Source organism: Variovorax xiamenensis (assembly GCF_050916385.1).
Lineage (GTDB): Bacteria > Pseudomonadota > Gammaproteobacteria > Burkholderiales > Burkholderiaceae_C > Variovorax.
The window spans coordinates 1,926,627-1,953,215 of the sequence record NZ_CP139038.1; the positions used below are offsets into that span (position 1 = coordinate 1,926,627).

The following is a 26,589-nucleotide window of genomic DNA, read 5'->3' on the forward strand; positions in this document are numbered from 1 at the left end:
GGGTTAACCCTCTGAAGTCGTGCTCCAGGTTGGTGCGACGGCCGAGGTCGTGAACTGGTCGGAGGCCCGGCACGCCAGCTCGGCCACGAGCCGGATGGCGTCGGAGTCGGCGGCTTCCAGGTGGCTCACCACGATGCGCTGCGGCGAGATGAGTGCGTCGCACTCGATGATCTTCACGTCGCCGATGGCCACGTACTCGTAGCAGGGCGGCAGCGGCACCAGCGCGTTGCCGAAGCCGGCCTTCACCAGCCGCGCGAGCGCCGAGATCGAGCTCACGCAGTGCACCTTGCCCAGAGGAATGCCCGCCGCGCGGAACAGGTTCTTCAGCGCCTCGTGCGGCTGCGAGCCGGGGCTCATCGTGAGCACCGGCTGGCGCAGCAACTGCTCGACCGTCTGCACCGGCTCGGCGCCGGGCGCGCCCACCCAGCCCATGGGCATCGGCAGGCAGGGCGTGCTCACGATGCCCGCGCCGGCGATGTGGTCGGTCTGCAGTGCGATGTCGAGCGCGCCCTCGCGCAGGCCGCGGTGCAGCGCCAGCGTGGTCTCGGAGGTGAGCTGCACCTCGATGCCGGGATAGGTGGAGCGCAGGTTGGTGAGAAAGCCCAGCAGCCAGGTGTGGACCACCGTCTCGATGGCGCCGATGCGCACCAGCCCGAGGATGTCTTCGCGGGGACGACCGAGCGAGACGATCTCGCGGCGCAGCTCGAGCAGGCGTTCGCCGTAGTCCATCAGCCGCACGCCCACCGGCGTGAGCCGCAGCTCGCGCGCGTCGCGTTCGAACAGGCGCGCGCCGATGTCTTCTTCGAGGGAGGCCACGCGGTTGGACACCGCCGCCTGCGTGATGTGGAGCCGGTCGCTCGCCGCGCGGAAGCTGCCGAGCCGTGCGGCCCAGAGGAAGGCTTCTACAAATCTTGTGTTCATGAGGGCACCTGCGGGCCATTCTGCCCGCATCGCGCCATCGAGAGAACTTGCTTCCTACTTCCTGCGCCTGTGAGGCGGCGGGGGAGCGAGCGTGATGTCGTCCACCATGCGCGCGGCCGCGGCCGACGAATTGCTCGCGAGCATCACCGCGGCCTGCTGCTTCGCGGGGTCGAACACCAGCAGCGCGCGGTAGCCGCCGGTCTGGCCGGTGTGGAACCAGGTGCGATGTCCGGCGGCGCCGCGCATGCGGATGGCGTAGCCCACTTCGTAGGTGCCGTCGTGGCCCAGCGGGGCGAGCGCGCGTTCGGCCGCCGCGCCCAGCGGGCCATCGCGCCCGGCCATGAGCGCGCGCGCGAACACCAGCAGGTCGGCCGCCGTCGAGCGCAGGGCACCCGCGCCCGCGAGCGCGTCGAAGTCCCAGGGCGAGCGCGGCGTGTCGTGTTCGTAGCCGGGCGCGAGCCGGCTCGCTTCTGCGTCGAGGTGCTGCAACGTGTCCTTCATGCCCAGCGGCACGGCGATGTTCTCCTGCACCAGCAGGTCCCAGGGCTTGCCGTAGCGGTCGGCAAGCAACTGGCCCAGCAGGCCCAGGCCGAGGCTGCTGTAGGGGCCCTTGCAGGGTGGCGCATGTTCCAGCCTGAGCGTGGAGAGACCCGCGAGCAGCTGCGGCCGGTCGGGCCGCGCGAAGGGCTGGCTGCTGGCCAGGCCCGGTGCATCCGGCAGCATTCCCGGCAGGCAGGCGGTGTGGGTGACCAGCTGCCGCAGCGTGATGGCCGCGACCTGCGGCGGCATCGTGGTCTGGCCGGCCAGCAGCTTGCCCAGCGTGTCGTCGAGCGAGAGATCGCCGCGCTCCACCGCCTGCGCCAGCAGCACGCCGGTGAACACCTTGCTGATGGAGCCGATCTCGAAGAGCGGCTGGGCCCCGGTCTGCGTGGTCTCGACGATCCGGCCCGGCTGCCCGATGGCGTTGCGCTGCATCGCGAACTGCGTGCGGCCCTCGCGCGAGATGCCGACCACGATGCTGCCCGGCGCGCCGTTCATCACCCGCGACACGATGGCGGCGGGCGCGGTGGCGAAGCCGATGGGTTCGGCGTGGGCGTGGGTGAAGGCGGAGATCGCCGCGATGCAGCAGCCTGCGAGCAAGCGGTGCAACGGATGCGCTCGATGAGAGGCGTGCGAGAGGAAAGTGAAGTGAGGAATCATCCGGTCGGCTCCTTGCGTTGTGGAGTGCAAAGGCCGCGAATGATCCGGGGGCGCTCGCCATGGCGGCAAGCGCGGCGGCGGTGCGCCACGTCACGGCCGTAACGGCCGTCACGCGACGCCGGCCGCCGGTGCTTACTCGCCGGTGTCGTAGAAGAACTCTTCCTTCACGATCTTCCCGTCCTTCGTGGTGTAGAGCGCCATTTCTTCCATGGTGAAGCGGTGGCCGGTGGCCTTCATCGTCACGTCGAAGCGGAAGCCGACGATGAAGCGGTCGCCGTGCGGCCACGGGCCCGCGACCTGCATCGAATGCACTTCGTGGTTGGCGACCCACCACTCGCCCTTGGCCCTGATCGCCGCCAGGCCGACCGCCTCGCGTGCCTGCCCGGGAGGGGCGCTGGCCTCGACGCTCACCGCGTCGGGCGTGTAGAGCGACTCGCATTCATCGAACTTTCCTTCTTTGCACAGCGCGACGAGCTTGTTTGCGATTGCCAGCGTGGTCATGGGTTGTCTCCTGATGAAAAGGATGGAAGGGAGGGGCGGGACGGAAGGGAAGGCAGTTTAGGCCGGGTGGGCCTTTCAGGCGACGCTCAGCACCGCCTGCATCGCGGTCAGCCTCGACTGGTTCTGGCCGGCGTAGGGCCAGTCGGGGTAGTGCGTGCGGGCGCGCTCGTTCAGCGCGAGCTGGCAGGCGATCGCGGCCAGGGCCTCCTCGCGCACGTCCGGATCGATCTCGCCCGCGATCTTGAGCTGCCCGAAGGCCGTCGCAACGCGCGCGCGGCACTCGGACTGCAGGTAGGTCTCGTGCATGTCGTCTTCCGCGAGCCATTTCTCGCGCGCACCGGCGTCGGCGCGGTGCATGGATTCGGGCACGCCGAAGTCCCAGTCGGCGAGCATTTCCCCGAGGAACTCGGCGACCCTGCCGTTGCCGCCGTCGTCGCGGTACCAGTCCTCCAGCGCCGCGAGCGTGTCGCTTCCGTCGTCGTTGCCGAAGGGGCTGAAGTCGTCGCCCACGTCGTAGTAGAAGTCTTCGCCGGCAAGCTGCACGAAGCGCGGGTGGCTGGTCTTGCGCGCGAGGCCTTCCTCGGGATCGTCGAAATGAAGGGGCATCTCAGGGGGCTCCTGGTTCGTCGGTGGGGTTCAGGGAACGCATGCTGGCGATGGTTTCGTCCGAAACCCACAGCAGCGTGTTGAGGTAAGTCTCGATGCGGTCGACCAGCGCGCCGCGCGGGCCTTCGCGCCACTCGGCCGATCCGTAGAAGGCGGACTGCTGCGCGTCCAGCGCCTGCCGGTCGGCATAGGCACGCACGAGGTGGTAGCTCTCTTCCTCGTGGTCGCTCCGGCCGTAGGTGACCACGTCCATGCCCTTGCTGCGCAGCATGGGCACGGCGCGGGTGTGCATGGCTTCGTGGAACGCGGCGAGCGTGCCGGGCTTGAGCCTGTAGGTGCGGATCTCGATCAGCCGGGTCATGGCGGGGCCTCCTTCGGGTCGATGGTTCCGGGCGGATGCATCGGTCAGCCGGACTTGCCGGCAAGCACCCACCCCAGCGAGAAGACATAGCGGCTGCCGCCCACCACCCGCGTCACGCTGTGCTCGCATGCATCGGGGCGGAACAGCTTGATGCGCCGCGTCGCGAAGATCGGGTCGGCGCACACGAACTCGCCGCCCGAACGCGGCGATTTCAGCACGATGTTCAGCCGGTAGTGCCGCCCGGCCTGCACCGGGTCGGTATGCGGCGGAATCTCCGAACCCTCGGGATAGCGGATGAGATAGCTGTCGAACGGCAGCGGCCAGCGCGCTGTGAGCAGCAGCATCTTGTCGTAGCCCGTGCCCTGGCGGCCGCGCTGCCAGCGGAAGGCCAGCGAGAGGTAGCTGCGAAGAGAAGCGGCGAAGCTCATGCGGGCGGCTGGATCAGGTCCCACTTGTTGCCGCAGAGATCCAGGAAGACCGCCACCGTGCCGTGCGGCTCGTGGCGCGGCTCCTCGAGAAACCGGACGCCGTGGGCCTTCATGTGCGCATGGTCGGCGGCGAAGTCCGCCGTGTGCAGGTACAGGAAGACCCGGCCACCGGCTTGCCTGCCGACGCAGGCCTCCTGCTCCTGCGTGTCGGCCCTGGCCAGCAGCAGCGCGGCGCCTGCGTTGCCCGTGCCGTGCGCAGGCGCGACCACCACCCGGCGCTTGCCCGGCCCGCGCGACGTGTCCTCGACCAGTTCGAAGCGCAGCGCCTCGGTGAAGAAGCGGGCGGCCTCGTCCTGGTCGCGCACCAGCAGGGTGACGGTGACCAACCGGCGTGCAACGGGAGAAAGGGCCATGGCGTCGTCGCGCTCCTTGAAATACGTGCTGTCTTCCGCGATGGCAACGCAGCGATCGAGCAGGCCGGCTGCGTGCACCTGCTGCGTAGTGTCCACCTGAAAGACGTTCCTGCGGCAATCGGCGCAGTAGCGAACGCCGGGCGTGCCGGTTTCCTCGAGCGAGTCCCAGGGTTTGGCGCACGAGAGCGATCCGTCTCCCGGTGCTTGCGATGCCGTGCCCCCGAGAGCGGGGGCGCGGCCGATGCGAACCCTTTTTCTCAGACCGGCCTCAGCAGAAAACGATCGCCGTCCGGTGCTCGATGCTCAGCCGCGCCGATTCGTACAGCAGCAGCCAGGACACGTATTCGCGGTACAGGCCGTTGTCGTCGTCGATGAGCGCGTCGATGCGTTCGGCTTCCTCGTCGGAGAGCTTGCCGTTCTCGAGGCGGATGCCCAGGGCGGGGGCCACGAACACGAGTTCTTCCAGCAGGCGCTGGGAGGAGCCGAGCATGCCGCCGGGCAGGCCGTTCAGCTCTTCGAGGTCGGCGTCGCCTTCGGCCTCGTAGTCCTCTTCATCCTTTTCCTTTTCCTCTTCCTCATCCTCGTCGCTGCCGTCCCCGTCGAACAGCACTTCCTGGAAGTCGATGGGAACGTAGAAGCCTTCGGCGTCCGAGTGGCACAGCAGGTGGCTTTCGGAGCCGTCGAGCAGGGCCTGGATCTTCGGGTCGGCCGTGGGGTCGACATCGTCCGCGAGCGGCGTGGCCACCCAGTCGGGCGACAGCACGCGGTGCGCGTAGGCGCGGCGCAGGTAGTGGATGAAGGAGTAGGGAAACCCGTCGATCGACGCGCGCGAATCGAGTTCGAGCGGGCCGCGCGGTTCCGTGTGAGGGGGAAGCCCCGCGGCGGCCAGCACGCGGTTGACTTCGGCCAGTTCTTCCTCGAAGCCCTCGGCGCTTTCGGGATCGTCCTCCAGCAGTTCGGCGAGCATGCCGACGCAGACAGCCAGGCCCATGGTGTTTTCCTCCAGGTTGTTGGTTCGCCGCGATGGTGACGGCGGCCGGTGAAGGAGCGATGACCGACGCTCCCCACCGCACCCAGAGGCCCGCCTGCCCGAAGGCGCCGGCAGGCCTTCGGGCTTGCTTACTTGGCGGCTTCCACCTTCACCCGTGCGTTCGGCGCCTCGCCGAACATCTCGGGCGCGTACATCGCCTCGACGCGGCTGGGCGGCAGCGCGAAGTCGCCGACGTTGTTCAGCCGCACGGTGTATTCCATCTTCACCACGCCCTTGGGCAGGTACTCGTAGTAGCTGCGGAAGGCCTCGAAGCTGCGTTCCTCGAAGGCGGCCCAGCCGGAGCCGCTCTTCTTCTCTCCCTGGGTGGCGATCTGCGAGTCGCGGCCCAGGCCGCCGCCGAGGATGGTGGCACCGCCCGGGATCGGGTCGCTGATGACGACCCAGGTCATGTCGGCGCTGGCGTTCACCTCCAGCGTCACGCGCAGCACGTCGCCGCGCGTGTATTTGCCGGCGGTGGCCTGCTCGACCGGGGTGATGGTCTTCTTGATGGCGTAGCCGGCCGCGAACGGCGCCTTCAGCTGCACGGCGGCGATGGACTGCAGCGTGAGCCACGGCTTGCCGGTGCCCTGCTGCGTCACCAGCAGCGTGTCGCGCACCGGGGCGCCCGACGGCGATGCAGCCCACGGCAGGAACATCGTGTTGTTCTTCAGGTTGCCCGGCGAGGCGGGCGCGCCGAAGAAGGTGGTCTGGTTGGGCGCACCGGCAGCGTCGCTGGTCTTCACGCGCTCGACCTTGCTCCAGTCGACCTGCGCCTTCACCGCGCCGAGCGTGGCGGCGGTGACGCCGGCCACCGGCGTGCTCTCGAACACCTTGCTGAACTTCTCCAGCGCCAGACCGCCCCACAGGTTGGCGGTGGTGGTGTGCCATGCGCCGTTCTGCTGGCGGCCGATGAAGCCGTTGGCCAGCTTGCCGATGTCGTCCTTCCAGGCCGGGTCATCCATCACGCTGAGCAGCAGGCGGGCGGTGTTGACGTCGCCGTTGGTCATCAGCCACCACCAGTAGTCGTCCTGCTCGGTGCTGAAGATCAGCTTCGTGCCCTGGTACGACAGGCGCGCCTTCAGCACGTTGTTGGCCTCGTCCAGGCGCTGCTGGCGCTGCGGCACGTCGTTCACGCGCTTCAGGATGTTGAGCCAGTCGATCACCGCGCTGGTGGGCCACTGGTTCGGCGCGATGGTGATGCTGCCGACCATGCTGCCCTTGGCCTTGCCGTAGCGCGAGAGCGCTTCGAGCGCGGCCAGCTTGCGCACGTCGAGGTCCTTGCGCGGGCTCCAGAACTCGCGCGTGATGCGGCCTTCGACGAAAGCGATCAGGCCTGACTCCATCGGCGCGCGCACGTCGTCGGCGAGCGCGAAGGCGGGGTTGAGCTGGGCGGCCTCGTTGGTCGCCGCGAGCAGGTACGAGGTGAGGATGTCGCTGCCGCGATTGGCCTCGCCGTCGCGTGGCGGGAAGTAGTTGGCCAGGCCGTCGCTGTCGAGGTAGGTCGGCAGCGTCGCCAGCACGCCCTGCCACATCTTGGCGTCGCGCAGGCCGACCGACTTGCTGGTCTTCTGTTCGAGGCAGATGAAGGGGTAGTTGGCGAACCAGTCGCGCACGCCCGGCAGGCCTTCGGCCAGCTTGGGCTGCAGCGAGAGCTTCAGGCCGCCGCGGCCGGGCAGGGCGTCGGCGGGCGGCGCCACGTCGAGCGTGAACGGACCGTCGACCTGCACCAGCGTGCCCTGCTGCACCGTGAGCGGCACCGAGGGCACGATGCGCTGGCGCACCTTGAGCGCGTCGCGCGCGCCGCCGACGGTGTCCTTCGCTTCGATCTCCCAGATGATGGCTTCGGCGCGCGTCTGCGCGAGCTGCGCGGGCGCGGTCACGGTCCATGCCACTTCGCGCGCCTCGCCGGCCGGGATGTCGACCGTCTGCGGCTCCAGCGTGAGCAGGGTGGCGCGCGGCGTGGCCTCGACCTTCATCGGCTTCTGCGTGGTGTTGCGCAGCGTGACCTGGGCGCGGAACTGGTCGTCCTCGCGCACCAGAGGCGGCAGGCCGCTGATGATCTGCAGGTCTTGCGTGGCCTGGATGCTGGCCTGCCCGGTGCCGAACAGGTTGGCGCCCGAGTCGGCCACGGCCACGATCTTGAAGGTGGTGAGCGCGTCGTTCAGCGGCACCGTCACCACGGCCTGGCCGTTGGCATCGAGAACCACCTTCGGGTTCCACACGAGCAGGGTGTCGAGCAGCTCGCGCGTCTGGCCCTTGCCGCCGCCGCCGCCCGCGGGCACGGCCTTGCGGCCGTAGTGGCGCCGGCCGACGATTTCCATCTGCGCGGTGGAGGTGCTCACGCCCCAGCTGCGTCGCTGGAGCATTGCGTTGAGCAGGTTCCAGCTGTCGTTGGGCATCAGCTCGAGCAGGGCCTGGTCGACCGCTGCCAGCGCCACTTCGGCGCCGGCGGCCGGCTTGCCGTCGGGCAGCTTGGCGCTGATGGTGACCTGCGCCTTGCTGCGGATCGGGTAGCTGGGCTTGTCGCTGGTGACGGTCACGTCGAGCTGGTGGGCGCGCGTGCCGACGCGGATCTCGGCCATGCCGAGGCGGTAGGCGGGCTTGCTCAGGTCGACCATGGCGGTCGGCGCCACGTATTCCTTGCCTTCGTACCAGAAGGCCGTCCACCACTCGCGCGGCGACTTGAAGCCCCAGGTGAAGAAGCTGTACCACGGCACTTCGCGCAGGCGGCCGCGCAGCGCGAGCACGCTCACGTAGGCGTTCGGGCCCCACTCGGGCTTCACTTCGAGGGTGACGGTCGGGTCCTTGCCGTCGAGCTTGACCACGTGCGTCTCGATGATGCCCTCGCGCTCCACCGCGACCAGCGCGGTCGCGAAGCGGAAGGGGCTGCGCACCTGGAACTTGGCGATCTCGCCGGGCTGGTAGCTCTTCTTCTCGGGCAGCACGTCGATGCGGTCGTTGTCCTCGCCGCCGAACCAGAGCTCGCCCTGCTTGGTCACGTAGACCGAGCTCACGGCGCGGGCGTCGCGGCCTTCGCCGTCGGTGGCGCTGGCGATCAGCTCGACCTCGCCGGCCTCCTTCAGCTCCGATTCGCACAGCAGCAGGCCGCGCGCGTCGCTCTTGCCGCTGCAGACGGTGCCGATGTCCTTCGTCTCGGTCTTGTTGTCGTAGGTGTAGAAGCCGCCCACCATGCGCTTGCGGCTGGTGGTGGTGATGCGGGCCACGGCGCGCACGTTGAGCGTCACGTTGGCCTGGGGCTTGCCCGAGAGGTCGAGCGCGAGCGCCTGGAACTTCAGCTTCTGGGCGGTGGAGACCCAGCCCTCGGTCTTGATGCCCGCGATGACCGAAGCCGGCCACAGCGTCTGCGTGCTGCGGATGGTCTGCACCTCGCCGTTCGGGTCGGCATACGTGGCTTCGAGCAGCAGCTCGCGCGCGGCCTTCACCTTCGGCACCTTGTCGATGGTGACCTTGCCGGCGCCGTCCTTGTTCAGCGTGAGCGGCAGCTTGTCGGCGATCACGCGGGTGTCGTTCACGCTGTTGAGGTCTTCCTCGCCCGAGCCGGCCTCGGCCGCTGCGGTGACGGCGGTGGCCGCCTCGCTGCCGTCGCCCTGCGTGGAGCGCGGCGGGTTGAAGCTGAAGGCGTCGTAGTCGGAGAAGCTCAGGCTCTTGCCGCGCACCATGGCCGACACGCGCACCGGCAGGTTGGCCGCGCCGCCGCCCGAGACGTAGTTGATCTGCACGTCGGTGGGCACGCTGGTGGCCGCCACCAACGGCTTCTTGTCGGTGGGCGCGATGCGGCCCTCGAGCACGGGCAGGCGGAATTCCTCGACGCGGAAGCTGCCGGTGGAGAAGCTGCGGCCGTAGCCGTCGTCGCCATCGCCTTCACCCTCGCCGTTGGCGTCCTTGCCGCCGCCGGTGCGCAGCATGACCTCGTACACGCCGAGCTTGGCGGCCGGCGGAATGGCGAAGCTGTTCTCGGCGCTCAGGCCGCCGGTGGCGGTCTTGCGCCAGTTCAGCGGCTGCGTGAAGCGCTGGCCGCTGCCCACGTGGGTGATGACCAGCGTGTCGGGGCGGTTCTCGGGCAAGCCGAAGCCCTTGCTGGTCTGCGTGCGGATCAGGCTCTTCATCGACACCGTCTCGCCGGCGCGCAGCAGCGTGCGGTCGAAGATGGTGTGGGCGACGCGGTCGGCCTCGGCCTGCAGGCTGGTCGGCACGTTGAAGCGCCAGGGCTCGATGCCGCGCTGCCAGTCGCTCCAGGTGAAGGCGAGGTCTTCCACGCCCTTTTCGTCCTTGGCGCGGGCGCTGACGAACCATGCGCCGCTGTCGTATTCGTTCGGGCCGTTGCACGAGGGCGCCTGCGGCGAGACGCCGCTGAGCATGACGACGCCGTTGGCGTCGGTGGTGCCGCTGGCCACGGCCTTGCCGTCGCAGCTGGAGACGCGCACTTCGGCGCCGGCCACGACCTTGCCCTTGTCCAGCGTGGTCACCCATGCCATCGAGTTCTCGCGGCCCAGCTTGAAGTGCACCGCCAGGTTGGTGGCCAGCGCGGTGGTGCGCACGTACATCGTGCGCCCGGCGTTGTAGCGCTCGTCGAGCAGGGCCTCGCCCAGCTTCTGCGAGGCGATCTCGAGCACGTGGAAGCCCGGCGTCAGCGGGATGCCGATGACCTCGAAGGGGCGCGGATCGCCCGAGTCGGCCTTGGGCATGTCGAGCGCCTTCACGCCCGGCTGGCCGGCCAGCAGCGACAGCATGCGGGTCTGCAGCGTGGTGCGGTCGTCCTTGTCGATGACCGGGGGCAGCGGGCCCTTCACGTCCTTGCGCGCCTGTTCGCGCGAGACGGTGAAGTTGTCGTAGCGGCGCACCTTGCGGAACCACGCGATGATTTCCGCGTCGGTCTTCGGGTTCATGTCGCTCACCTTGCCGGGCGCGAGGTCGTTCACCATCAGCTTCGGTTCCACGCGGCGCACGGTGACCGGCATCATGGCCGGCGTGTCGGGCTCGGCCAGGCGCTCGACCACGCCGAAGGGCGAGGCGGCGAACTTGGCCAGCGGCGGCATCGCGCCGGTGGCCACCTTCATCGGGAAGTTGCCGGGCGTGGCCAGCGGGCGGCCCGAGGCGTCCTCGAACTTCGAGGGCAGCTCGATGCTGTATTGCGCGCTCTCGGCCAGCGGCGGCTCGAAGCTCACGCTGTTGACCACGTCGTCGTCGCTCTGCGAACCGCCCTCGTTGTCGAGCTTGGCCTTGATGGTCTTGTCGCCCTTGAGCTGGATCTGCGAGGCCAGCTTGCGCGTGACGGGCGCGTTGAACTGCAGCTGCATCGGGCGCAGCGGCAGGCAGGCGGCCTGCGCGTTCTCGCGCTCGCAGGTGAAGGAGGCGGCGAAGGGCTCGCGCACCTGGAACTCGAGACGGCGTTCCACGTTGTTGGGCACGCCCGAGGGCGTGGCCACGCCCTTGCCGTAGACGATCTGCACCTTGGCGCCGGGCGTCAGCGTGCGGTTGCACTGCATCGTGACGAAGCGCAGCGGGTCTTTCTCGGCCGACTTCTCGCGGCCGAAGGCCTTGAGCAGGCCGGCGCGCTGCTCGCCGTCGAGCAGCTTGACGGGAATGCGCTCGCCCACGCCGTCGGCCGTGCACCAGACGTTCTGGCGCACGCTTTCCAGCGTGGCCGCGCCGTTGAGCTCCAGCATGAACATCTGCTGCTCGTCGATGCGGCTGTAGCTGCCCGGCATGTAGTTGCGCACGAAGGGGCCGCCGGTGTTGAACTGGTAGCGCTCGGGGCCGGTGAGCTCGCCCGAGGCGGGCTTGAAGGTCGGAATGCGGGTGACCGTGCAGCGCACGCCGGGCGGCAGGTCGTTCTCGAAGTCGTAGACCCAGGCCTTGGCGTCGGTCCAGCGGCCTGTGCCCTTGGCGGCCTGGGCGTCGTTGCAGCTCACGGTGAGCGGGGCGGGGGCCTTGGGGTCGCCGAAGTTGACGGCCGGCTGGTCGAACTTGGCGACCACCTGGCGAACGCGCGCCACTTCGCCCTGTGGCGAGAGGCTGACGATCTGGAGGGCATGGCTCGCGCCGGACGCAAGAACGCCGCCGGCAAGGAGCAATGTTGGAAGGAAACGGTTCACTTTTTTGTATCTCCACCTGAGAGGCAGCGCGCAGCGTAGCCGATTTGCACGACGGTTCGGGAGTGCCAACAGTCATAGGCTGTTGGTCCGACTGCCGGGCGCGGCGGGCTTTACACAGCTCTTCTTACAATCGACGCCGTCGTGCGTGCGCCGCGCGGACCGCAATCAAGACCTCGCCGCCGACCGATGAAACGCTACTGGGAAATAGACGCCTTGCGCGGGCTGATGCTCGTGCTGATGACCGTCACCCACCTGCCCACCCGGTTGACCGACCCGCTGGGCCAGCCCTTCGGCTTCGTCTCGGCCGCCGAGGGTTTCGTCCTGCTTTCGGCCTTCGTCGCCGGGCTGGTGTACAGCCGCATCGGGCATGTACGCGGCGTCGATTCGATGCGCCAGGCTTTCTGGCGGCGGGTGCTGAAGGTCTACCTGGCCCAGGCGGCGACCCTGCTGTTCCTGTTCACCGTGATCACCGCGGTGGGCCTGCACATCGACCAGCCGGCGGTGAAGAACCTGGTGTCGTATTACCTGGCGGAGCCGCGCGAGGGCTTCATCTACGGGCTGCTGCTCATCTACGAGCCGGCGCTGCTCGACATCCTGCCGATGTACATCTTTTTCATGCTCATGAGCCCCTGGGTGCTGGCCTTCGCCATGCGCCACGGCTGGACCTGGGTGATGGTGGTGAGCGCCACCGTCTGGGCGGCGGCGCAGTTCGGCATCAGCGAATGGGTCTACGGGCTGGCGGTGCGCTACCTGGGAATGCCGGTGCCGTTCCACGAGATGGGCGCGTTCAACACCTACGCCTGGCAGTTCCTGTGGTTCGCGGGGCTTTGCATCGGCGCGACCCGCAACGACCCCGACGCGCGGCCGCTGCGTTTTCCGGCATGGCTGCTGGCGCTGGCCGCGGGCATCGCGCTCTACGGCTTCTACTGGCGCCACACCGGCATCAACGGACAGGCGCCGTTCGGCGGCGATGTCGAGCTGAACCTGTTGTTCGACAAGTGGCAGCTCGGCCCGCTGCGCCTGGTCAATCTGGTGGCGCTGGGCATCCTGGCGGTGCGCTTCGGGCCCTGGCTGATGCGGCGGATTCCGAGGATGCGCTGGCTGGAGGCGATGGGCTCGGCCTCGCTGCCCGTGTTCTGCGCGCACCTCGTCGCGGTGCTGCTGGTGCTGGCCTTCTACGGCGACAGCCAGACCGCGCGGCCGTGGTGGGGCGACGGCCTGCTGCTGGCGGCGGTGTTCGCGGGGATGTACTTCGTGGCGCGCTTCACGCGCGGCGCCGATGTGCCGCCGCCGGCGGACGACGTGCCGTCCGAGCCCGCGCCGGCCTGACCGGACTCGCCCGGCTCAGGGCAGGCCGGCCGTCGGCGCCGGGGGCGGGCTCGGCAGGTGCGGCGCGATCACCGAGTGCCAGAGCCTGTATCCCTCGTCCGTCAGGTGCAGCCTGTCGCCGCGGAACAGCTCCATGCGCGGGCGTCCGTCGGCGCCCAGCATCGGCGTGTAGATGTCGATGAATTCGCTGTTGGGCAGCAGGTTCAGGTAGGCCGCGACGACGTGGTTGGTCTCGCGGATCTGCGGAAGAAGCTGCTCGCGCGAAGGGCTGGGCTTGACCGAGATGAAGCTGATGCGCGTGTCGGGCAGTTCGGCGCGCACCGCGTTGGCGAAGCGCGCGAAGCTGTCGAGCACCTGCAGCGGCGTGCGGCCCTCGGCCAGGTCGTTGTCGCCCGCATACACCATCACCTGGCGCGGCTTGTAGCGCACCACGAGGTCGCGCGCGAACAGGGCGCAGTCGGCCAGCGTGGAGCCGCCGAAGCCGCGATTGACGACGCCGCCGGGCACGCGCGCGAAATCCTGCGAGAGGCGCGTCCACATACGCACCGTGGAACTGCCCACGAACACCACGCCGCCGGGCGCCGGAAAGCGCTCCTGGTCGGCGCGCGCGAAGGCTGCGAGCTCGTTGTGCCAGCGGTCCTTGGCGGCCAGGTAGTCGCGGGCGGCCGCGGCTTCGGCGGCGGCGGTTTCGGACTCCTGGGGGAAGAAGCTGGCCTGGGCATTCGCGGCGAGCGCCGAGGTCAGCAGTGCGACCGCGGCGAGCGCGGTTTTCATCGGATGCATCGGAAGGACGGAAAAGAAGGGCGGAAGGCGGCGGGAAGGCGGCGGTTGGGCGGATTTTCCCTCACGACGCCCCAGCAGCCGCGATCGTTGACAGCCAGGCCCCCGGCTAGAGGGTTTTCTCGATGAGCGCGCCCTTGAACAGGATCGGCCCCTTCGGCCCGCTGCCCGGCGGCACGCCGCCCTTGGCCTCGAGCGAGATCGCCAGGGCCGGCACGGCCACGTCGGACGCCGACGCCGCCAGGCGCAGGCCCGGCGCGTTGCCGAGCACGCCCAGCGAACGCGGCGCGCCGCCCGGGGGCAGGGCCCAGAGCTGCAGCGACTTGTCGTCGCCCTCCCTGTAGCCGCCCACGCGCTGCAGCACCAGCTGCTTCTTCTTCGGATCGAAGGTCACGAGCATCGAGGCCGCTTCCTTGTCGTCGCTCAGCACGGCCACGTACTGCACCGCCGGGGCGTTCTGCAGCTGGTCGCGCAGGTTCAGGCCGACCGTCACGGCCAGCACGGTGGCCAGCGCGCCGGCGGCGGTGGCGGTGCGCCACAGCGCGAGGCTGCGCAGCCAGCCGCCCTGTCGGCGGGACTCGCCGGCAGCCGTGGCCGCCGCCCGCTGGCGTTCCAGGGCGAGCGCCGCCTGCTCGGCGTCGATCATGTTGCGGATGCGGGTCCAGACGGCCGGATCGGGCACGACCGGCGACTGCAGCTCGGTCATGCTCGCGAGGCGGCCTTGCCACACCAGCGCGGCGGCGCGCACCGGCGCCTGTTCGCGGGCCATGGCCTCGAAGCGGCGGCGGGCGCCGCCGCGCAGGGTGCCGAGCGCATGGCTCGCGGCCAGCAGCTCCAGCAGTTCGGGGTGTGCGATGAGATTCATGATGGGGAAACCGCCTTCTTCTTCGTCACCGCTCTCACGCAAAGCGTCCCATGCAGGTACGCAGCTTTTCCAGCCCGCGCCGTATCCACGTCTTGACCGTGCCCAGCGGCAGCCTGAGCTGCTCTGCCAGCTCGCCGTGGCTCATGTCGCGTAGGTAGGCGAGGCTCACCACCTCGCGCTGCCGGCCCTCGAGCTGGCTCAGGCACTGGTGCAGCGCCCAGGCCTGCTCGCTGGCATCGGCACTGGCGGCCGGGTCGGGCGCGTCCGATTCGAGCTGGTCGGCCATCTGCTCGTCGAATTCCTGCGTGAGCTGGGTCCTGTCGGCGGCGCGGCGGCGCAGCAGGTCGAGTGCCCGGCTGCGCACGATGAGCCCGAGCCAGGCCAGCGGCGGGCTCAGCGAAGCGCGGTAGTCGCCGGCGGCTCGCCAGACGGTCAGGAAGCTCTCCTGGAGCACGTCTTCCGCCCATTCGCGCTGCCGTACCACGCGCATCGCCAGCCCCATCAGGCGGGGGGAGGTGCGGTCGTACAGCTGTCGCAGGGCGGCTTCGTCGCGATGGCCGATCCGGTCGATCAGCGCCATCAGTTCGGCGTCGGGGCTGGGTGCAGGCATCCGCGGATTGTGGGGCATCGATGCGCATGCCCGGTATACGGAGCGGCCCGGCCGCCGGATTCAGTGCCAGGCCCGGCGCGACACGCAAATGAGGTCTTTTGGAAACATTTGTGAACGTATACTGCGCCGCAAAACCGAGGGACCGCGCGTACGCGGACGGAGAAGAATGAAGCAAATTGCGATCGTGATCGCGCTCTGCGTGGGTGCGTGGTACTTCCTTGTCGGCGGCCGCAAGCTCGACGAGCCGATGGTCCACGACTACTACCGCAAGGAGGCGCGCGCCATTTCCGAGCGCGACGCCGAGAAGCTCTGCAAGCAGCTCAGCAAGAAGGCCGTCATCGAGAGCAGGACGACCATGATGGGCCGCACCGAAGAGGCCACGCACGACCGCGACGGCGCCTGCGAGGCTCAGCGCAAGACCTTCGAGACCCTGCGGATGGTCGGCGACCGCATGGGCGCCGTCCTTTCCTTCGACTACGACTACCACATCGATTCCGTCGAGGTGGCTCCCGACCGCAAGAGCGCCGTCGTCAAGGGCACCAGCGTGCTGCAGATGGGCGACTCGGCCTTCCAGGTCAAGACCAGCTTCACCCAGCGCCTGGAGCGCGAGCTCGGGCAGATGCGCCTGGTGCACGCCCAGGAAGCCTCGGTCGTCCGCCTGGGCGGTCGCGGCGCCATGAGCCAGAGCGACTTCTTCCGCAAGTAGGAAGACAACACAACAAGCAAAGAAGAAAGACGGGAGTTGCCATGATCGCCATCAAGGACGCGCCACCGCCGCCACCGCCGTTCTGGCACCGCCTGAACAGCTTCTTCGCGTTTCCGTTCCAGATGCGGCCGTTTGCCTACGGCCTGCTGCTGTCGTTCAGCAGCCTGCTGTTCGACGCGATCTTCTTCCTGCCCCAGGGGCTGGCCCTCTTCGTGATCGAGGTCGGCATCATGCTGGCGGCAAGCCGCTACGGCTTCAAGATCATCGCGCTGGGCGCGCGCGGCATCCGAGACTCGGCCGACTTCGGCCGCGAATCGAGCGACGAGTGGACCTACCTGCCGTGGAAGCTCTTCGCCATCTCGCTGGTGCAGGCCTTCCTGATCGGCTGGCTCGCCTGGTACGCGCCCATCCTCGGTACGGTGGGGCTCTTCGTCATGTCCTTCACCTTCCCGGCGGCGGTGATCGTGCTGGTGCAGTCGGGCAGCTTCTTCCAGGCGATGAACCCCGGCCACGTGATGGACGCGATGCGCACCATCGGCTGGCCGTACGCGCTGCTGTGCTTCTTCCTGTTCCTGCTGAGCACCGGCGCGCAGGTGGCGCTGGCGATGGTGCTGCCGATGTTCGACGGGCGCATCGTGCTGCCTATCGTCAACTTCGCCTTCATCTACTTCGGCTGGGTGATGGCGAGCCTGCTGGGCTACGTGATGTTCCAGCACCACGACGCCTTCGGCTTCGACGCCGTGCCGGGCAGCGAGCTGCCCGACGGCGCGCCGGTCGATCGCCGCACGCCCGCGCAGATAGAGGCGCAGCGCATCGACGCGGAAGTCGCGCAGCTCGTCACCGAAGGCGACCTCGCGGCCGCGCTCGGAACGGCCTACGAGGCGCAGCGCACGGCCGACTCCAACGACCTCGCCGCGCAGCGCCGCTACCACCGCGTGCTGGCGCTGATGCCCGAGAAGAAGGACACCATGCTCGACCAGGCGAAGCGCTTCATACCGCTGCTGATGCGCCGCGACCTGGCTTCGGAGGCGCTGAAGGTCTTCAAGGCCTGCAAGGAGCGCGACAAGGCTTTCGCGCTCGACGATCCGGCCATGGTGATTGCCATGGCGCGCGCCGAATGGCGCAACGGCGACGCGCACGCCACGCTGGCGCTGCTGTCGGGCTTCGACAAGCGCTTCCGCGGCAACGAGGCGATTCCGCAGGCCTACGAACTCGCGGCGCGCGCGCTGGTGCAGGGGCTGGGGCGCTCCGACATGGCGCAGCCGATCCTGACGACGATGGAAGCGCGCTACCCCGACAGCGAGCAGACGCAGGAAGTGCGCTGGCTGCTGCGGCCGGCGGCGCCGCCGGCCCAGACGGCCTGACGAGGCCTTTCGTCAGCCAATCAGGCCGAATTCTTCCCGGCGGTCGAAGAGGAACACGCCTTCTTCGCTCCACCCAGCCGACCAGCCGCCTTGCCAGAGCAGGTATTCGGCTTCGGTAGCGTCGGGTGCACCGGGCCGGGCGCACAGCGGCCAGCAGATCCAGTGCGCGACAGCGTAGGAGGCCGCCAGGCGGTAGAGCGGCTCCGAGAGGAAGAAGTACGCGTCCTTCCCGGCCTCGCCGGTCTCCCGCAGGGCCATGTCGTGCAGAGCGTCGTGGAATTCGATGAAGGGACTGTCGGCTCTGGAGAAGGCGTCGTGCAGCGAAACCTTGCTTGTGTCGAGCACGGCCACGGCGGCATCGGGCTCGGGTGACTCGATGCCGAGTTGCCGCAGCAGCTTCAGCCCGTCGCGCAGGATGCGGGTGGCTTCATCGGCATCGATGGCCGAGGGCGGGGCGGACCGGTGCGCGGCGATCCTCGCGAGCATTCCCTCGGCGTTCGGAAAGATGGAGAAAGCCCGAGCGCGGGCCTCGGCGCTCAGGTCCCAGAGTTCGAACTGCAGCCTGAAGTCGGTGTCGATGTCGTCCGGCAGGGGCTCCCCCGGCGGGCCGTCGGGGCCCAGTGCCGCATCGAAGACTTCGTGCCAGTGGCGCTGCCACTTCCGCTGATCCGGCGAAAGCATTTCCTCAGGCCTTCTGCAGCGCGCGCGTCACCATGTCGTTCGGTGCGACGCGCAACAGGTGGGGCAGCAGGCCGAGCGCCTTGTCGCGCAGGCCCGCATGCAGCAGCCCGTTGGCGCAGGTCGAGAGCGTGTCGGCCAGCTCGGGATGGTCGGGCGCGGTCTTCAGCAGGATGCGGCACAGCCGGTCGGCGTCCTCGAACTGGCGGATGCGGGCGAAGCGGCGCGCGAGCCGGGCCATGTCCTCGGGCTTGAGCCGCACGCCGGGCCGGGCCTGGTCGAGGTAGGTCTGGAAGCTCGCGTGCTGCAGGGCCAGCGTGTCGGCGTCGGTGGCGGGCAGGCGGAAGATGCGGCGGGCGGCCTGGTGGAAGTCGTCGCTTGCGGGCTGCAGCCGCGCGGTGTTGAACCAGGCGCGCAGCGTCTCGGCGTCGCCGGGGCGCAGGGTGGCAGCGGCGCGCCATTCGGCGCAGGCGCGGTCGAACTTCATCGCGGCGCCGTACTTGCGGGCGGCGGCCACGTGCTCGTCGAAGCGGTCGTCGTCGCGCACCATTTCCGACTTCACGGTCTCGGGCGTCTTCACCCGACCCAGCAGCATGGCGCCGTACATCAGCGCGGCGCCCGTCAGCAGGCCGCCGAGGTGGGCCATGTAGGCGATGCCCTGGCCGCCCAGCCAGTGCTGCATCAGCTCGTTGGCGATCCAGGCCGGCAGCAGCAGCAGGGCCGGCGCGGTGACGTAGTTGAAATAGAAGAACAGCTGGTAGAAGAAGCGGATGCGCCGCAGGCGGTACATCACCGCGTACATGCCCATCAGCGCCGACACCGCGCCCGAGGCGCCCAGCCCGTAGGTGCCGCCGGCGTAGGCCCAGCCCGCGAGCACCGAGGCACCCACCGCGCCCAGCAGGTAGAACGCCAGATAGGTGCCGCGTCCCAGCGCCAGCTCGACCGAGAAGCCGAAGAGGAACAGGAACAGCATGTTGCCCAGCAGGTGGCCGGTGCTGCCGTGCAGGAAGGCGTTGGTGAGCCAGGTCCAGGGCCGGAATTCGGCGTCCGTCGCGTAGCTCTGGGCCCAGCGCTCGGTGAAGGGCGCGGGCAGCATGGCCTCGTACTGCTGGCGGGCCTGTTTCCACTCGCCGTACTGCGGATTCGTGGGCGTGATGACCTCGTCGGCCCGCAGCTTCTGCAGGAACTTCCGGTCGTTCTGCAGGCCCTCGAGAAGCTGCGGATAGGCCTCCTCGTGCCGCAGCATGCGACGGGCCAGCTTGCCGCGCTTCGGGTCGGTCTTCTCGAGCCAATCGACGAAGGGCGGCAGCTCCAGCCCGGGCAGGGCGCTCTTCACGTAGAAGGCGGCTGCGCGTTCCTGCCCCTTCTCTTCGCTGCGCTGCGGTCCCCAGAACACGATCATGTTCAGGAGGATCAGCAGCACCGTCATCCACGGCGGATTGCGCCAGCTCGGCTTGTTCTCGAGCGGGATGGCGTAGAACACGGTGCGGCTGCCGCTGCTGCAGTTGCTGCGGCGCTCAGCCGAGGCGGGCGCGGTGGCGGGCGACTTGCGCCTTCACCTGCGCGGGCGCGGTGCCGCCCAGGATGTTGCGTGCGTTCAGCGAGCCGCGCAGGCTCAGCACGTCGTACACGTCCTTCTCGATGTTCGGGTTGAACTGCTGCAGCACGGCCAGCGGCAGCTCGGCCAGGTCGACCTTGTGCGAGGTGGCGGCCTTCACGGCGTGCGCCACGGTCTCGTGCGCGTCGCGGAAGGGCAGGCCCTTCTTCACCAGGTAGTCGGCCAGGTCGGTGGCGGTGGCGTAGCCGCGCAGCGTGGCGGCTTCCATGGCCTCGGGCTTCACGGTGATGCCGCCGATCATCTCGGCGAAGATGCGCAGGGTGTCCTTGAGCGTGTCGACGGTGTCGAACAGCGGCTCCTTGTCTTCCTGGTTGTCCTTGTTGTAGGCCAGCGGCTGGCCCTTCATGAGCGTGATGAGCGCCATCAGGTGGCCCACCACGCGGCCGGTCTTGCCGCGCGCCAGCTCGGGCACGTCGGGGTTCTTCTTCTGCGGCATGATCGACGAGCCGGTGGTGAAGCGGTCGGCGATCTGGATGAAGCCGAAGTTCTGGCTCATCCACAGGATGAGTTCCTCGCTCATGCGGCTCACGTGCACCATGCACAGGCTGGCGGCGGAAGTGAATTCGATGGCGAAGTCGCGGTCGCTCACGGCGTCCAGGCTGTTCTGGCAGACGCCGTCCATGCCCAGCGTCTTCGCGACCAGTTCGCGGTCCAGCGGGTAGCTGGTGCCGGCCAGGGCGGCGGCGCCCAGCGGCAGGCGGTTGACGCGCCTGCGCACCTCGGCCATGCGCTCGGCGTCGCGGCTGAACATTTCGACGTAGGCCAGCATGTGGTGGCCGAAGCTCACGGGCTGGGCCACCTGCAGGTGGGTGAAGCCGGGCAGGATCACGTCGACGTTCTTCTCCGCGATGTCCACCAGCGCCTTCTGCAGCTCGACCAGCAGGTCGCCCACGAGGTCGATCTCGCCGCGCAGCCACAGGCGCACGTCGGTGGCGACCTGGTCGTTGCGGCTGCGGCCGGTGTGCAGGCGCTTGCCGGCGTCGCCGACCAGCTGGGTCAGGCGGGCCTCGATGTTCAGGTGCACGTCCTCGAGGTCGAGCTTCCACTCGAAGGCGCCGGATTCGATCTCGCCGCGGATCTGCGCCATGCCGCGCTCGATGGCGGCGTGGTCTTCCACGCCGATGATGCCCTGCGCGGCCAGCATGCCGGCGTGCGCCAGCGAGCCCTGGATGTCGGCCTGCCACAGGCGCTTGTCGAAGAAGACGCTGGAGGTGTAGCGCTTCACCAGGTCGCTCATCGGTTCGGAGAACAGGGCCGACCAGGCTTCGGATTTCTTGTCGAGTTGGTTTTGGGTCATGGGAGCCGTCCAGGAAGGCAATAATGGGTTGGTCACCCGATGGATCAGATGTCTGCGATGCGCAACCCGGCGATTTTATCGGCCAGCTCTTCCCCTACGCCCCCGTCGCCTTCGGAGCGCGCCCGCGCGCCCGTGCGCGGCGACCCGTCGATCTTCGACGCCTGCCAGATCGGGGTGGTGCTGCGCACGGTGGTGTTCGTCGAGGCGGTGGTCGCCATCGCCACCTTGTTCGTGGTCTCCACGCCCGGCGAATGGCTGGTGCAGACGGCCACCGTCACCGGCGGCGCGCTGCCCGCCACGCTGCTGTGGCTGGTGAGCGCCTGCGGGCTCAAGAAGCCGCTGCGGCGGCTGCCCAAGCACTGGCAATACACGGCCGGCGCGCTGCTCGGCGCGCTGTCGGCTCTCTACGGTTGCGGGCTGCTGCGCCTGACGGGCGTGCTTTCGAGCGCGCCGTGGCTGGCCAGCGCGCTCACCGGAGCCCTGTTCGCGGGGCTGGTGATGGCGGCGATGGTGCTGCGCGCCCGGGGCCAGACGCCCGCCGCCACCACCGCGCGGCTGGAGGAACTGCAGTCGCGCATCCGCCCGCACTTTCTTTTCAACACGCTCAACAGCGCCATCGCGCTGGTGCGCGAGGAGCCGGCCAAGGCCGAGACCATGCTCGAAGACCTGGCCGAGCTTTTCCGCCAGGCGCTGGCCGACCCCGGCGAATCGGGCACGCTGGCCGACGAGATCGCGCTGGCCGAGCGCTACCTGGCCATCGAGCAGGTACGCTTCGGCGACCGCCTGCGCATCCGCTGGGACCTGGACGCCGCCGCCAGCAACGCGCGCCTGCCGCCCCTGCTGCTGCAGCCGCTGGTCGAGAACGCCATCAAGCACGGCGTGGAGCCCAGCCCCGAGGGCGCCAAGCTGCGCATCCGCACCGAGCGGCGCGGCAACATGGTGGTGATAGAAGTGGTCAACAGCCTCCCGCCGCTGCGCTGGGCCGACGAGCCGCTGCCGCGCGGCCACGGCATCGCGCTGGCCAACGTGCGCGACCGGCTGCGGCTGCTGCACGACATGCAGATGCAGTTCAGCGCCGGCATGGATCAGAAAAGCTACAGGGTACGCATAGCCATACCCGCCGAATCATGACCCTCAAGACATTGATCGTCGACGACGAAGCCCTGGCGCGCTCGCGCATGCGCACGCTGCTGCGCGACTGCACCTCGCCCGCCGCCGAAGTGGTGGCAGAAGCCTCGCAGGGCGCCGAGGCGCTGCAGCAGCTGGGCAAGCTGACGCTCGACCTGGTGCTGCTCGACGTGCACATGCCCGGCATCGACGGCATCGAGGTGGCGCGCGAGCTGCGCGCCCGCTCCGACGCGCCGGCCGTGGTGTTCGTGACCGCGCACGCCGCCCATGCGGTGACGGCCTTCGACCTCGAAGCGGTCGACTACCTCACCAAGCCCGTGCGCGCCGAGCGGCTGCAGCAGGCGCTGCAGAAGGTCGAGCGCTTCCTGAAGGAGCGCCGCGCGCTGCAGGCCGAAGCCGCGCCCGAGACGGTGCTGATCCAGGACCGGGGCCGCGCCGAGCGGGTGCCGCTGTCGGAGGTGCTCTACCTCAAGTCCGAATACAAGTACCTCACGGTGCGCACCGCCACGCGCAGCCACATCCTCGACGGCTCGCTCAACGAATTCGAGGAGCGCTATCCGCAGCGCTTCCTGCGCGTGCACCGCAATGCGCTGGTGGCGCGCTCGGCGATCCGCGCGCTGGAGAAATACGACGACGGCGAGGACGCCGAGGGCTGGGCCCTGCGGCTCGACGCCATTCCCGAACCCGTGGCCGTGTCGCGCCGCCAGCTCGCCGCGGTGCGCGAAGTGCTGAAGGAAACGCGATGAGCGACGACAAGCCCGTGCCTGCGCCGCCGCCGTCCGAGCCGGTGGCCGAGCCGCCGCAGCCCGCGGCGGTCGAACCGGCCCCTGAGCCCGAACCGGAGCCGGAGCCGCCGGCACCCGCCCCCGAGCCGCTTGCACCGGCGCGCGAGCGCCTGCTGCTGCACATGCCCGTCGACGTGCGCAGCGCCTCGCTGGTGGTGCTCGCGGTGCTGGCCAGCGTGTTCGCGCTGCAATGGGGGCAGGCCGTCTTCATCCCGCTGATGCTGAGCCTGCTGCTGACCTATGCGCTGTCGCCGCTGGTCGAACTGCTGCATCGCTGGAAGCTGCCGCGCTGGATCGGCGCGGGCCTGATCCTCATGGGCCTCTTCGGCGGCCTGGGCTGGACCGGCTATTCGCTCTCGGGCAGCACCACGCAGCTGCTCGATTCGCTGCCGGTGGCCGCGCAGAAGCTGGGCCAGGCCATGCGGCGCGACAAGGGCGCCAGCGCCACGCCGCTGGACAACGTGCAGCAGGCCGCGGCGCAGCTGGAGAAAGCGGCCGAGGAAAACTCGGCCCGCGTCGCGTCGCGCAAGGGCGTGGCGCGCGTCATCATCGAGCGGCCCAGCTTCAACGTGCGCGACTACCTGCTCAGCGGCACCGTCGGGCTGCTGAGCGCCATGGGGCAGCTCACGCTGGTGGCGTTTCTCACCTACTTCGCACTGTGCTCGGGCGACACCTTCCGGCGCAAGCTCATCAAGATCACCGGCTCGAGCCTGCAGCGCAAGAAGGTGACGGTGCACGTGCTCGACGACATCACGCGCAACATCGAGCGCTACCTGCTGGTGCAGATACTGGTGAGCGCCATCGTCGGCGTGACCACGGGCCTCGCGTTCTGGGCCATCGGCATGGAGAACGCGGCCGTGTGGGGAATCATCGCGGCCGTGACCAACCTCATTCCCTACATCGGCTCGGTCATCGTGCTCGCGGCCGCGGGGCTGGTGGCCTTCCTGCAGTTCAACAGCCTGCAGATGGGACTTGTGGTGGCCGGCATGTCGCTGGGCATCCACACCGTCGTGGGAAATTTGCTGATGCCCTGGCTCACCAGCCGCACCAGCCGCATGAACCCGGTGGCGGTGTTCGTGGGCGTGATCTTCTGGGGCTGGCTCTGGGGCATCTGGGGGCTGCTGCTGGGCATTCCGATCACGATGGTGATCAAGTCGATCTGCGACCGGGTGGAAGACCTGCAGCCGATCGGGGAGCTGCTGGGCGAGTAGCCCGCCTGCATCGCCGGTCCCGGCCATGGGCTCGGATCGGCAAGGACATTAACAAAGGGTGTCTTTTCGGTCGATACGATATTGAGAGTGAATTCTCAATAACGACATGGCCGAAACTCCGAACATTCCCTTGCCATCCCGTGCCGGCGCTGCGGCCCGGCTGCTTTCCATCGACGCGCTGCGCGGCCTCGTGATCCTGTTCATGCTGCTGGACCACGTGCGCGAAACCTTCTACCTGCACCACCAGGTGCCCGACCCGATGCTGGTGGAGCAGACGCCGCCGGAGCTTTTCTTCAGCCGCCTGCTGGCGCATCTGTGCGCGCCGGTGTTCGTCTTTCTCACCGGTCTCTCGGCTTTTCTCTACGGCTCGAAGCATGCGGACGGGCGTGCCTCGGCGTCCTCGTTCCTGTGGAAGCGCGGCCTGTTCCTCGTCGTGCTCGAAGTCACGCTCATCAACTTCGCCTGGACCTTCCAGTTCCCGCCCGCCAAGGTCTTCCTTCAGGTCATCTGGGTGATCGGCTTGTCGATGCTGGCGCTGGCCGCGCTGGTGTGGCTGCCGCGCAAGGCGCTGGTGGTGCTGGGCATCGTGCTGGTGGCGGGGCACAACCTGCTCGACGGCGTGCATTTTCCGGCGGGCCATGCGCTGCATGTGCCATGGGCCGTGCTGCATGACCGGGGCTGGATCGAGGTGTCCGATGCACTGAAGCTGCGCACTTCGTACCCGCTGCTGCCATGGATCGGCGTGATCGCGCTGGGCTACGCCGCCGGGCCGTGGTTCGTGGCCGGAGCCGACGCGGCGCGGCGCCAGCGCCTGCTGCTGGTATGGGGAGTCGCGCTGCTGGCGGGCTTCGTGCTGCTGAGGGCGCTCGATGTCTATGGCGACAAGCCGTGGTCGGCGGGTGACGGGGCCGTCACCACCCTGATGGCTTTCCTCAACATCACCAAGTACCCGCCGTCGCTGCTGTTCATCGCGCTGACCCTGGGTGTCGGCCTGTTGCTGCTGCGGGCCTTCGAGCGCCGGGAGGGCGCGGCATGGCTCGCGCCGCTCGCGGTGTTCGGCGCGGCGCCGATGTTCTTCTACGTGCTGCACCTGTACGTGCTCAAGTTCCTCTACCTTGGCGGGGAGGCGGTCTGGGGGCTCAACCAGGGCAGGTTCTTCGGCTTCGGTGCGATGTGGATGGTCTGGCTGGCTGCGGTCGTGCTCGCCTTCGCGCTGTATCCCGCGGTGCGTGCATTCGCGGCCCTGAAGGCACGGCGCCGCGATATCGCCTGGCTCAAGTACCTGTGAACGCCGTCGCACGCAGATACCCGGTGGCGAGCCGGTTCGGCGGCGCCGCCTTCGCCATGCTCGGCACCGCCGCCATGGCAGCCGAAGGCGGCGGCTTCGTCGAGAACACCCGCTGGAGCCTGCTCCAGCGCAGCGTGTACGAGAACCGCAGCTACCTGCACGGCGACCGCAGCAACGGCGGGCGCAACGCCACGCTGCAGAGGGCACCGCGCAGCAGCTACGCGCAGGAATGGGGCTACGGCCTCATGGGTGCCGTCGAATCCGGATTCACGCCGGGCGTGATCGGCTTCGGCGCCGACGCGCACGTGTCGCTCGCGCACAACCTCTCTGGCGACGACTTCCGCGTCGGCAAGATCCGCATGCTGCCGGTGGACGGCGCGGGCCATGCGCAGGACGGCATCGCTCGCGGCGGCGTCGCGCTGAAGGCGCGCGTTTCCTCCACCGTGCTGAAGGTGGGCGAGCAGCGCGTGAAGACGCCGATCTTCAATTCCTCCGACACGCGCCTGCTGCCCGAGACCATGCGCGGCTGGCTCGTCACCAGCAACGAGTTCGACGGATTCACGCTGCAGGCCGGCCGCTTCACCGGTTCGACCGACCGCAACGCGCGCGGCACGAACAACCCGCTGGTCGTGAACTACCTCGACCCGAAGTCGCCTCGCGGCGATGTGTTCGACTTCGCCGGCGGCACCTGGAAAGGGATTCCTTCTCTCGCGCTCACTGTCTACGCCGGGCGGTTGAAGGACACCTGGCGCACCGGCTACCTGGGCGCCCACTACACGGTGCCGCTGGAGGAAAAGCGCGGGCTGTCCTTCGACCTGCAGGTCTATCGCAGCAAGGACACCGGCCGCGCACTGGCGGGGCCGATCGACAACACGACCTCGAGCCTGATGACCACCTATGCGCACAGGCCCCATCGCGTGGGCCTCGGATGGCAGAAGGTTGCGGGCGACACCCCGTTCGACTACGTGACGCGCGGTGGCATCTGGCTCGGCAACGCGGCGCAGCTTTCCGACTTCAACGCGCCGCACGAGCAGTCATGGCAACTGCGCTACGAAGTCGATGCGGCGCCGTGGGGCGCGCCGGGGCTGAGCCTTGGCGCGGCCTACATCCGCGGAAGCGGCATCGACGGCAGCCGCGTGCCCGCGCGCGGAGGCTATGCGTGGCTGGGCTACGGCCACGGTGGAAAGCACTGGGAGCGCGATCTCTGGCTGCGCTACACGGTCCGCGAGGGCACTGCCAAGGGGCTGGCGCTGTTGCTGCGCTACGGCGAGCACCGCAACAACAGGGCGCAGGCCGAGCTCAATACACGGCAGATCCGGGTGGCCGTCGAATACCCGCTGGGCGGCTGAAAGAG

Annotated in this window: 23 protein-coding genes; 8 read left to right on the plus strand and 15 right to left on the minus strand. The window is 69.0% G+C overall.

Translation table 11 applies throughout. The features are described from left to right. Positions 1-3: 3 nt before the first annotated feature. The 9 genes from SFB74_RS08415 to SFB74_RS08455 form a co-directional block, all read right to left on the minus strand. The gene (locus SFB74_RS08415; RefSeq protein ID WP_432730339.1) at positions 4-921 is read right to left on the minus strand and encodes a LysR family transcriptional regulator; all 918 of its coding nucleotides are present in this window, start codon (positions 919-921) and stop codon (positions 4-6) included. 54 nt (positions 922-975) lie between these two features. Further along, a complete protein-coding gene (locus SFB74_RS08420) occupies positions 976-2,070 on the minus strand; it encodes a serine hydrolase domain-containing protein (protein WP_432730340.1) in 1,095 nt (364 codons plus the stop codon). Between the two features lie 183 nt (positions 2,071-2,253). Then, on the minus strand, positions 2,254-2,622 hold the full coding sequence (locus SFB74_RS08425; protein WP_432730341.1) for a SnoaL-like domain-containing protein: 369 nt from the start codon (positions 2,620-2,622) through the stop codon (positions 2,254-2,256). A 75-nt stretch (positions 2,623-2,697) separates the two neighbouring features. Beyond that, a complete protein-coding gene (locus tag SFB74_RS08430) occupies positions 2,698-3,228 on the minus strand; it encodes a MolR family transcriptional regulator (protein WP_432730342.1) in 531 nt (176 codons plus the stop codon). A 1-nt stretch (position 3,229) separates the two neighbouring features. Further along, complete coding sequence (locus tag SFB74_RS08435; protein WP_432730343.1) at positions 3,230-3,589, minus strand: NIPSNAP family protein; 360 nt, start codon at positions 3,587-3,589, stop codon at positions 3,230-3,232. Positions 3,590-3,633: 44 nt separating this feature from the next. Next, entirely contained in the window at positions 3,634-4,017 is a 384-nt protein-coding gene (locus SFB74_RS08440; protein WP_432730344.1) for a 2OG-Fe(II) oxygenase, read from the minus strand. Next, positions 4,014-4,526 (minus strand): VOC family protein, encoded by a 513-nt coding sequence (locus SFB74_RS08445; RefSeq protein WP_432730345.1) that lies wholly within the window; start codon positions 4,524-4,526, stop codon positions 4,014-4,016. The genes SFB74_RS08440 and SFB74_RS08445 overlap by 4 nt, the downstream gene beginning before the upstream one ends. Before the next feature lie 172 nt (positions 4,527-4,698). Further along, on the minus strand, positions 4,699-5,421 hold the full coding sequence (locus SFB74_RS08450; protein WP_432730346.1) for a hypothetical protein: 723 nt from the start codon (positions 5,419-5,421) through the stop codon (positions 4,699-4,701). A 128-nt stretch (positions 5,422-5,549) separates the two neighbouring features. After that, the gene (locus SFB74_RS08455) at positions 5,550-11,576 is read right to left on the minus strand and encodes an alpha-2-macroglobulin family protein (protein ID WP_432730347.1); all 6,027 of its coding nucleotides are present in this window, start codon (positions 11,574-11,576) and stop codon (positions 5,550-5,552) included. A gap of 186 nt (positions 11,577-11,762) precedes the next feature. Between SFB74_RS08455 and opgC the strand changes: the two genes are divergently transcribed. After that, positions 11,763-12,905 (plus strand): OpgC domain-containing protein, encoded by a 1,143-nt coding sequence (gene opgC, locus SFB74_RS08460; RefSeq protein WP_432730348.1) that lies wholly within the window; start codon positions 11,763-11,765, stop codon positions 12,903-12,905. Positions 12,906-12,920: 15 nt separating this feature from the next. Here the strand turns inward: opgC and SFB74_RS08465 are convergent, their stop codons facing one another. The 3 genes from SFB74_RS08465 to SFB74_RS08475 form a co-directional block, all read right to left on the minus strand. Then, on the minus strand, positions 12,921-13,679 hold the full coding sequence (locus SFB74_RS08465; RefSeq protein WP_432730350.1) for an SGNH/GDSL hydrolase family protein: 759 nt from the start codon (positions 13,677-13,679) through the stop codon (positions 12,921-12,923). A 115-nt stretch (positions 13,680-13,794) separates the two neighbouring features. Then, positions 13,795-14,550 (minus strand): anti-sigma factor, encoded by a 756-nt coding sequence (locus tag SFB74_RS08470; RefSeq protein WP_432730351.1) that lies wholly within the window; start codon positions 14,548-14,550, stop codon positions 13,795-13,797. 34 nt (positions 14,551-14,584) lie between these two features. Further along, a complete protein-coding gene (locus SFB74_RS08475) occupies positions 14,585-15,160 on the minus strand; it encodes an RNA polymerase sigma factor (protein ID WP_432730352.1) in 576 nt (191 codons plus the stop codon). A gap of 166 nt (positions 15,161-15,326) precedes the next feature. Here SFB74_RS08475 and SFB74_RS08480 point away from each other — a divergent pair, with 166 nt between their 5' ends. Then, a complete protein-coding gene (locus SFB74_RS08480) occupies positions 15,327-15,866 on the plus strand; it encodes a hypothetical protein (RefSeq protein WP_432730353.1) in 540 nt (179 codons plus the stop codon). A gap of 41 nt (positions 15,867-15,907) precedes the next feature. Then, a complete protein-coding gene (locus tag SFB74_RS08485) occupies positions 15,908-17,230 on the plus strand; it encodes a hypothetical protein (RefSeq protein WP_432730354.1) in 1,323 nt (440 codons plus the stop codon). 12 nt (positions 17,231-17,242) lie between these two features. Here SFB74_RS08485 and SFB74_RS08490 read toward each other — a convergent pair whose 3' ends face one another. Genes SFB74_RS08490 through argH form a run of 3 tightly spaced genes read right to left on the minus strand, consistent with a single transcriptional unit; the run spans position 17,243 to position 20,823 of the window. Then, positions 17,243-17,911 carry a hypothetical protein gene (locus SFB74_RS08490; protein ID WP_432730355.1) on the minus strand — a complete coding sequence of 223 codons (669 nt, stop codon included), beginning with the start codon at positions 17,909-17,911 and terminating at the stop codon, positions 17,243-17,245. A gap of 4 nt (positions 17,912-17,915) precedes the next feature. After that, entirely contained in the window at positions 17,916-19,391 is a 1,476-nt protein-coding gene (locus tag SFB74_RS08495; RefSeq protein WP_432730356.1) for a rhomboid family intramembrane serine protease, read from the minus strand. A 34-nt stretch (positions 19,392-19,425) separates the two neighbouring features. Next, positions 19,426-20,823: an argininosuccinate lyase gene (gene argH, locus SFB74_RS08500; protein WP_432730357.1), complete on the minus strand. Its 1,398-nt coding sequence runs from the start codon at positions 20,821-20,823 to the stop codon at positions 19,426-19,428. 57 nt (positions 20,824-20,880) lie between these two features. Between argH and SFB74_RS08505 the strand changes: the two genes are divergently transcribed. The 5 genes from SFB74_RS08505 (at position 20,881) to SFB74_RS08525 (ending at position 26,584) form a co-directional block, all read left to right on the plus strand. Then, positions 20,881-21,954, plus strand: coding sequence for a sensor histidine kinase (locus tag SFB74_RS08505; RefSeq protein ID WP_432731900.1), 1,074 nt, complete (start codon positions 20,881-20,883; stop codon positions 21,952-21,954). Beyond that, positions 21,951-22,697, plus strand: coding sequence for a LytR/AlgR family response regulator transcription factor (locus SFB74_RS08510; RefSeq protein ID WP_432730358.1), 747 nt, complete (start codon positions 21,951-21,953; stop codon positions 22,695-22,697). The genes SFB74_RS08505 and SFB74_RS08510 overlap by 4 nt, the downstream gene beginning before the upstream one ends. After that, positions 22,694-23,947 (plus strand): AI-2E family transporter, encoded by a 1,254-nt coding sequence (locus tag SFB74_RS08515; RefSeq protein ID WP_432730359.1) that lies wholly within the window; start codon positions 22,694-22,696, stop codon positions 23,945-23,947. Before SFB74_RS08510 ends, SFB74_RS08515 begins: the two co-directional genes overlap by 4 nt. Before the next feature lie 106 nt (positions 23,948-24,053). Beyond that, positions 24,054-25,235: a DUF1624 domain-containing protein gene (locus SFB74_RS08520; protein WP_432730361.1), complete on the plus strand. Its 1,182-nt coding sequence runs from the start codon at positions 24,054-24,056 to the stop codon at positions 25,233-25,235. Beyond that, positions 25,232-26,584 (plus strand): OprD family outer membrane porin, encoded by a 1,353-nt coding sequence (locus tag SFB74_RS08525; protein ID WP_432730362.1) that lies wholly within the window; start codon positions 25,232-25,234, stop codon positions 26,582-26,584. The genes SFB74_RS08520 and SFB74_RS08525 overlap by 4 nt, the downstream gene beginning before the upstream one ends. The last annotated feature ends 5 nt before the right edge of the window (positions 26,585-26,589 follow it).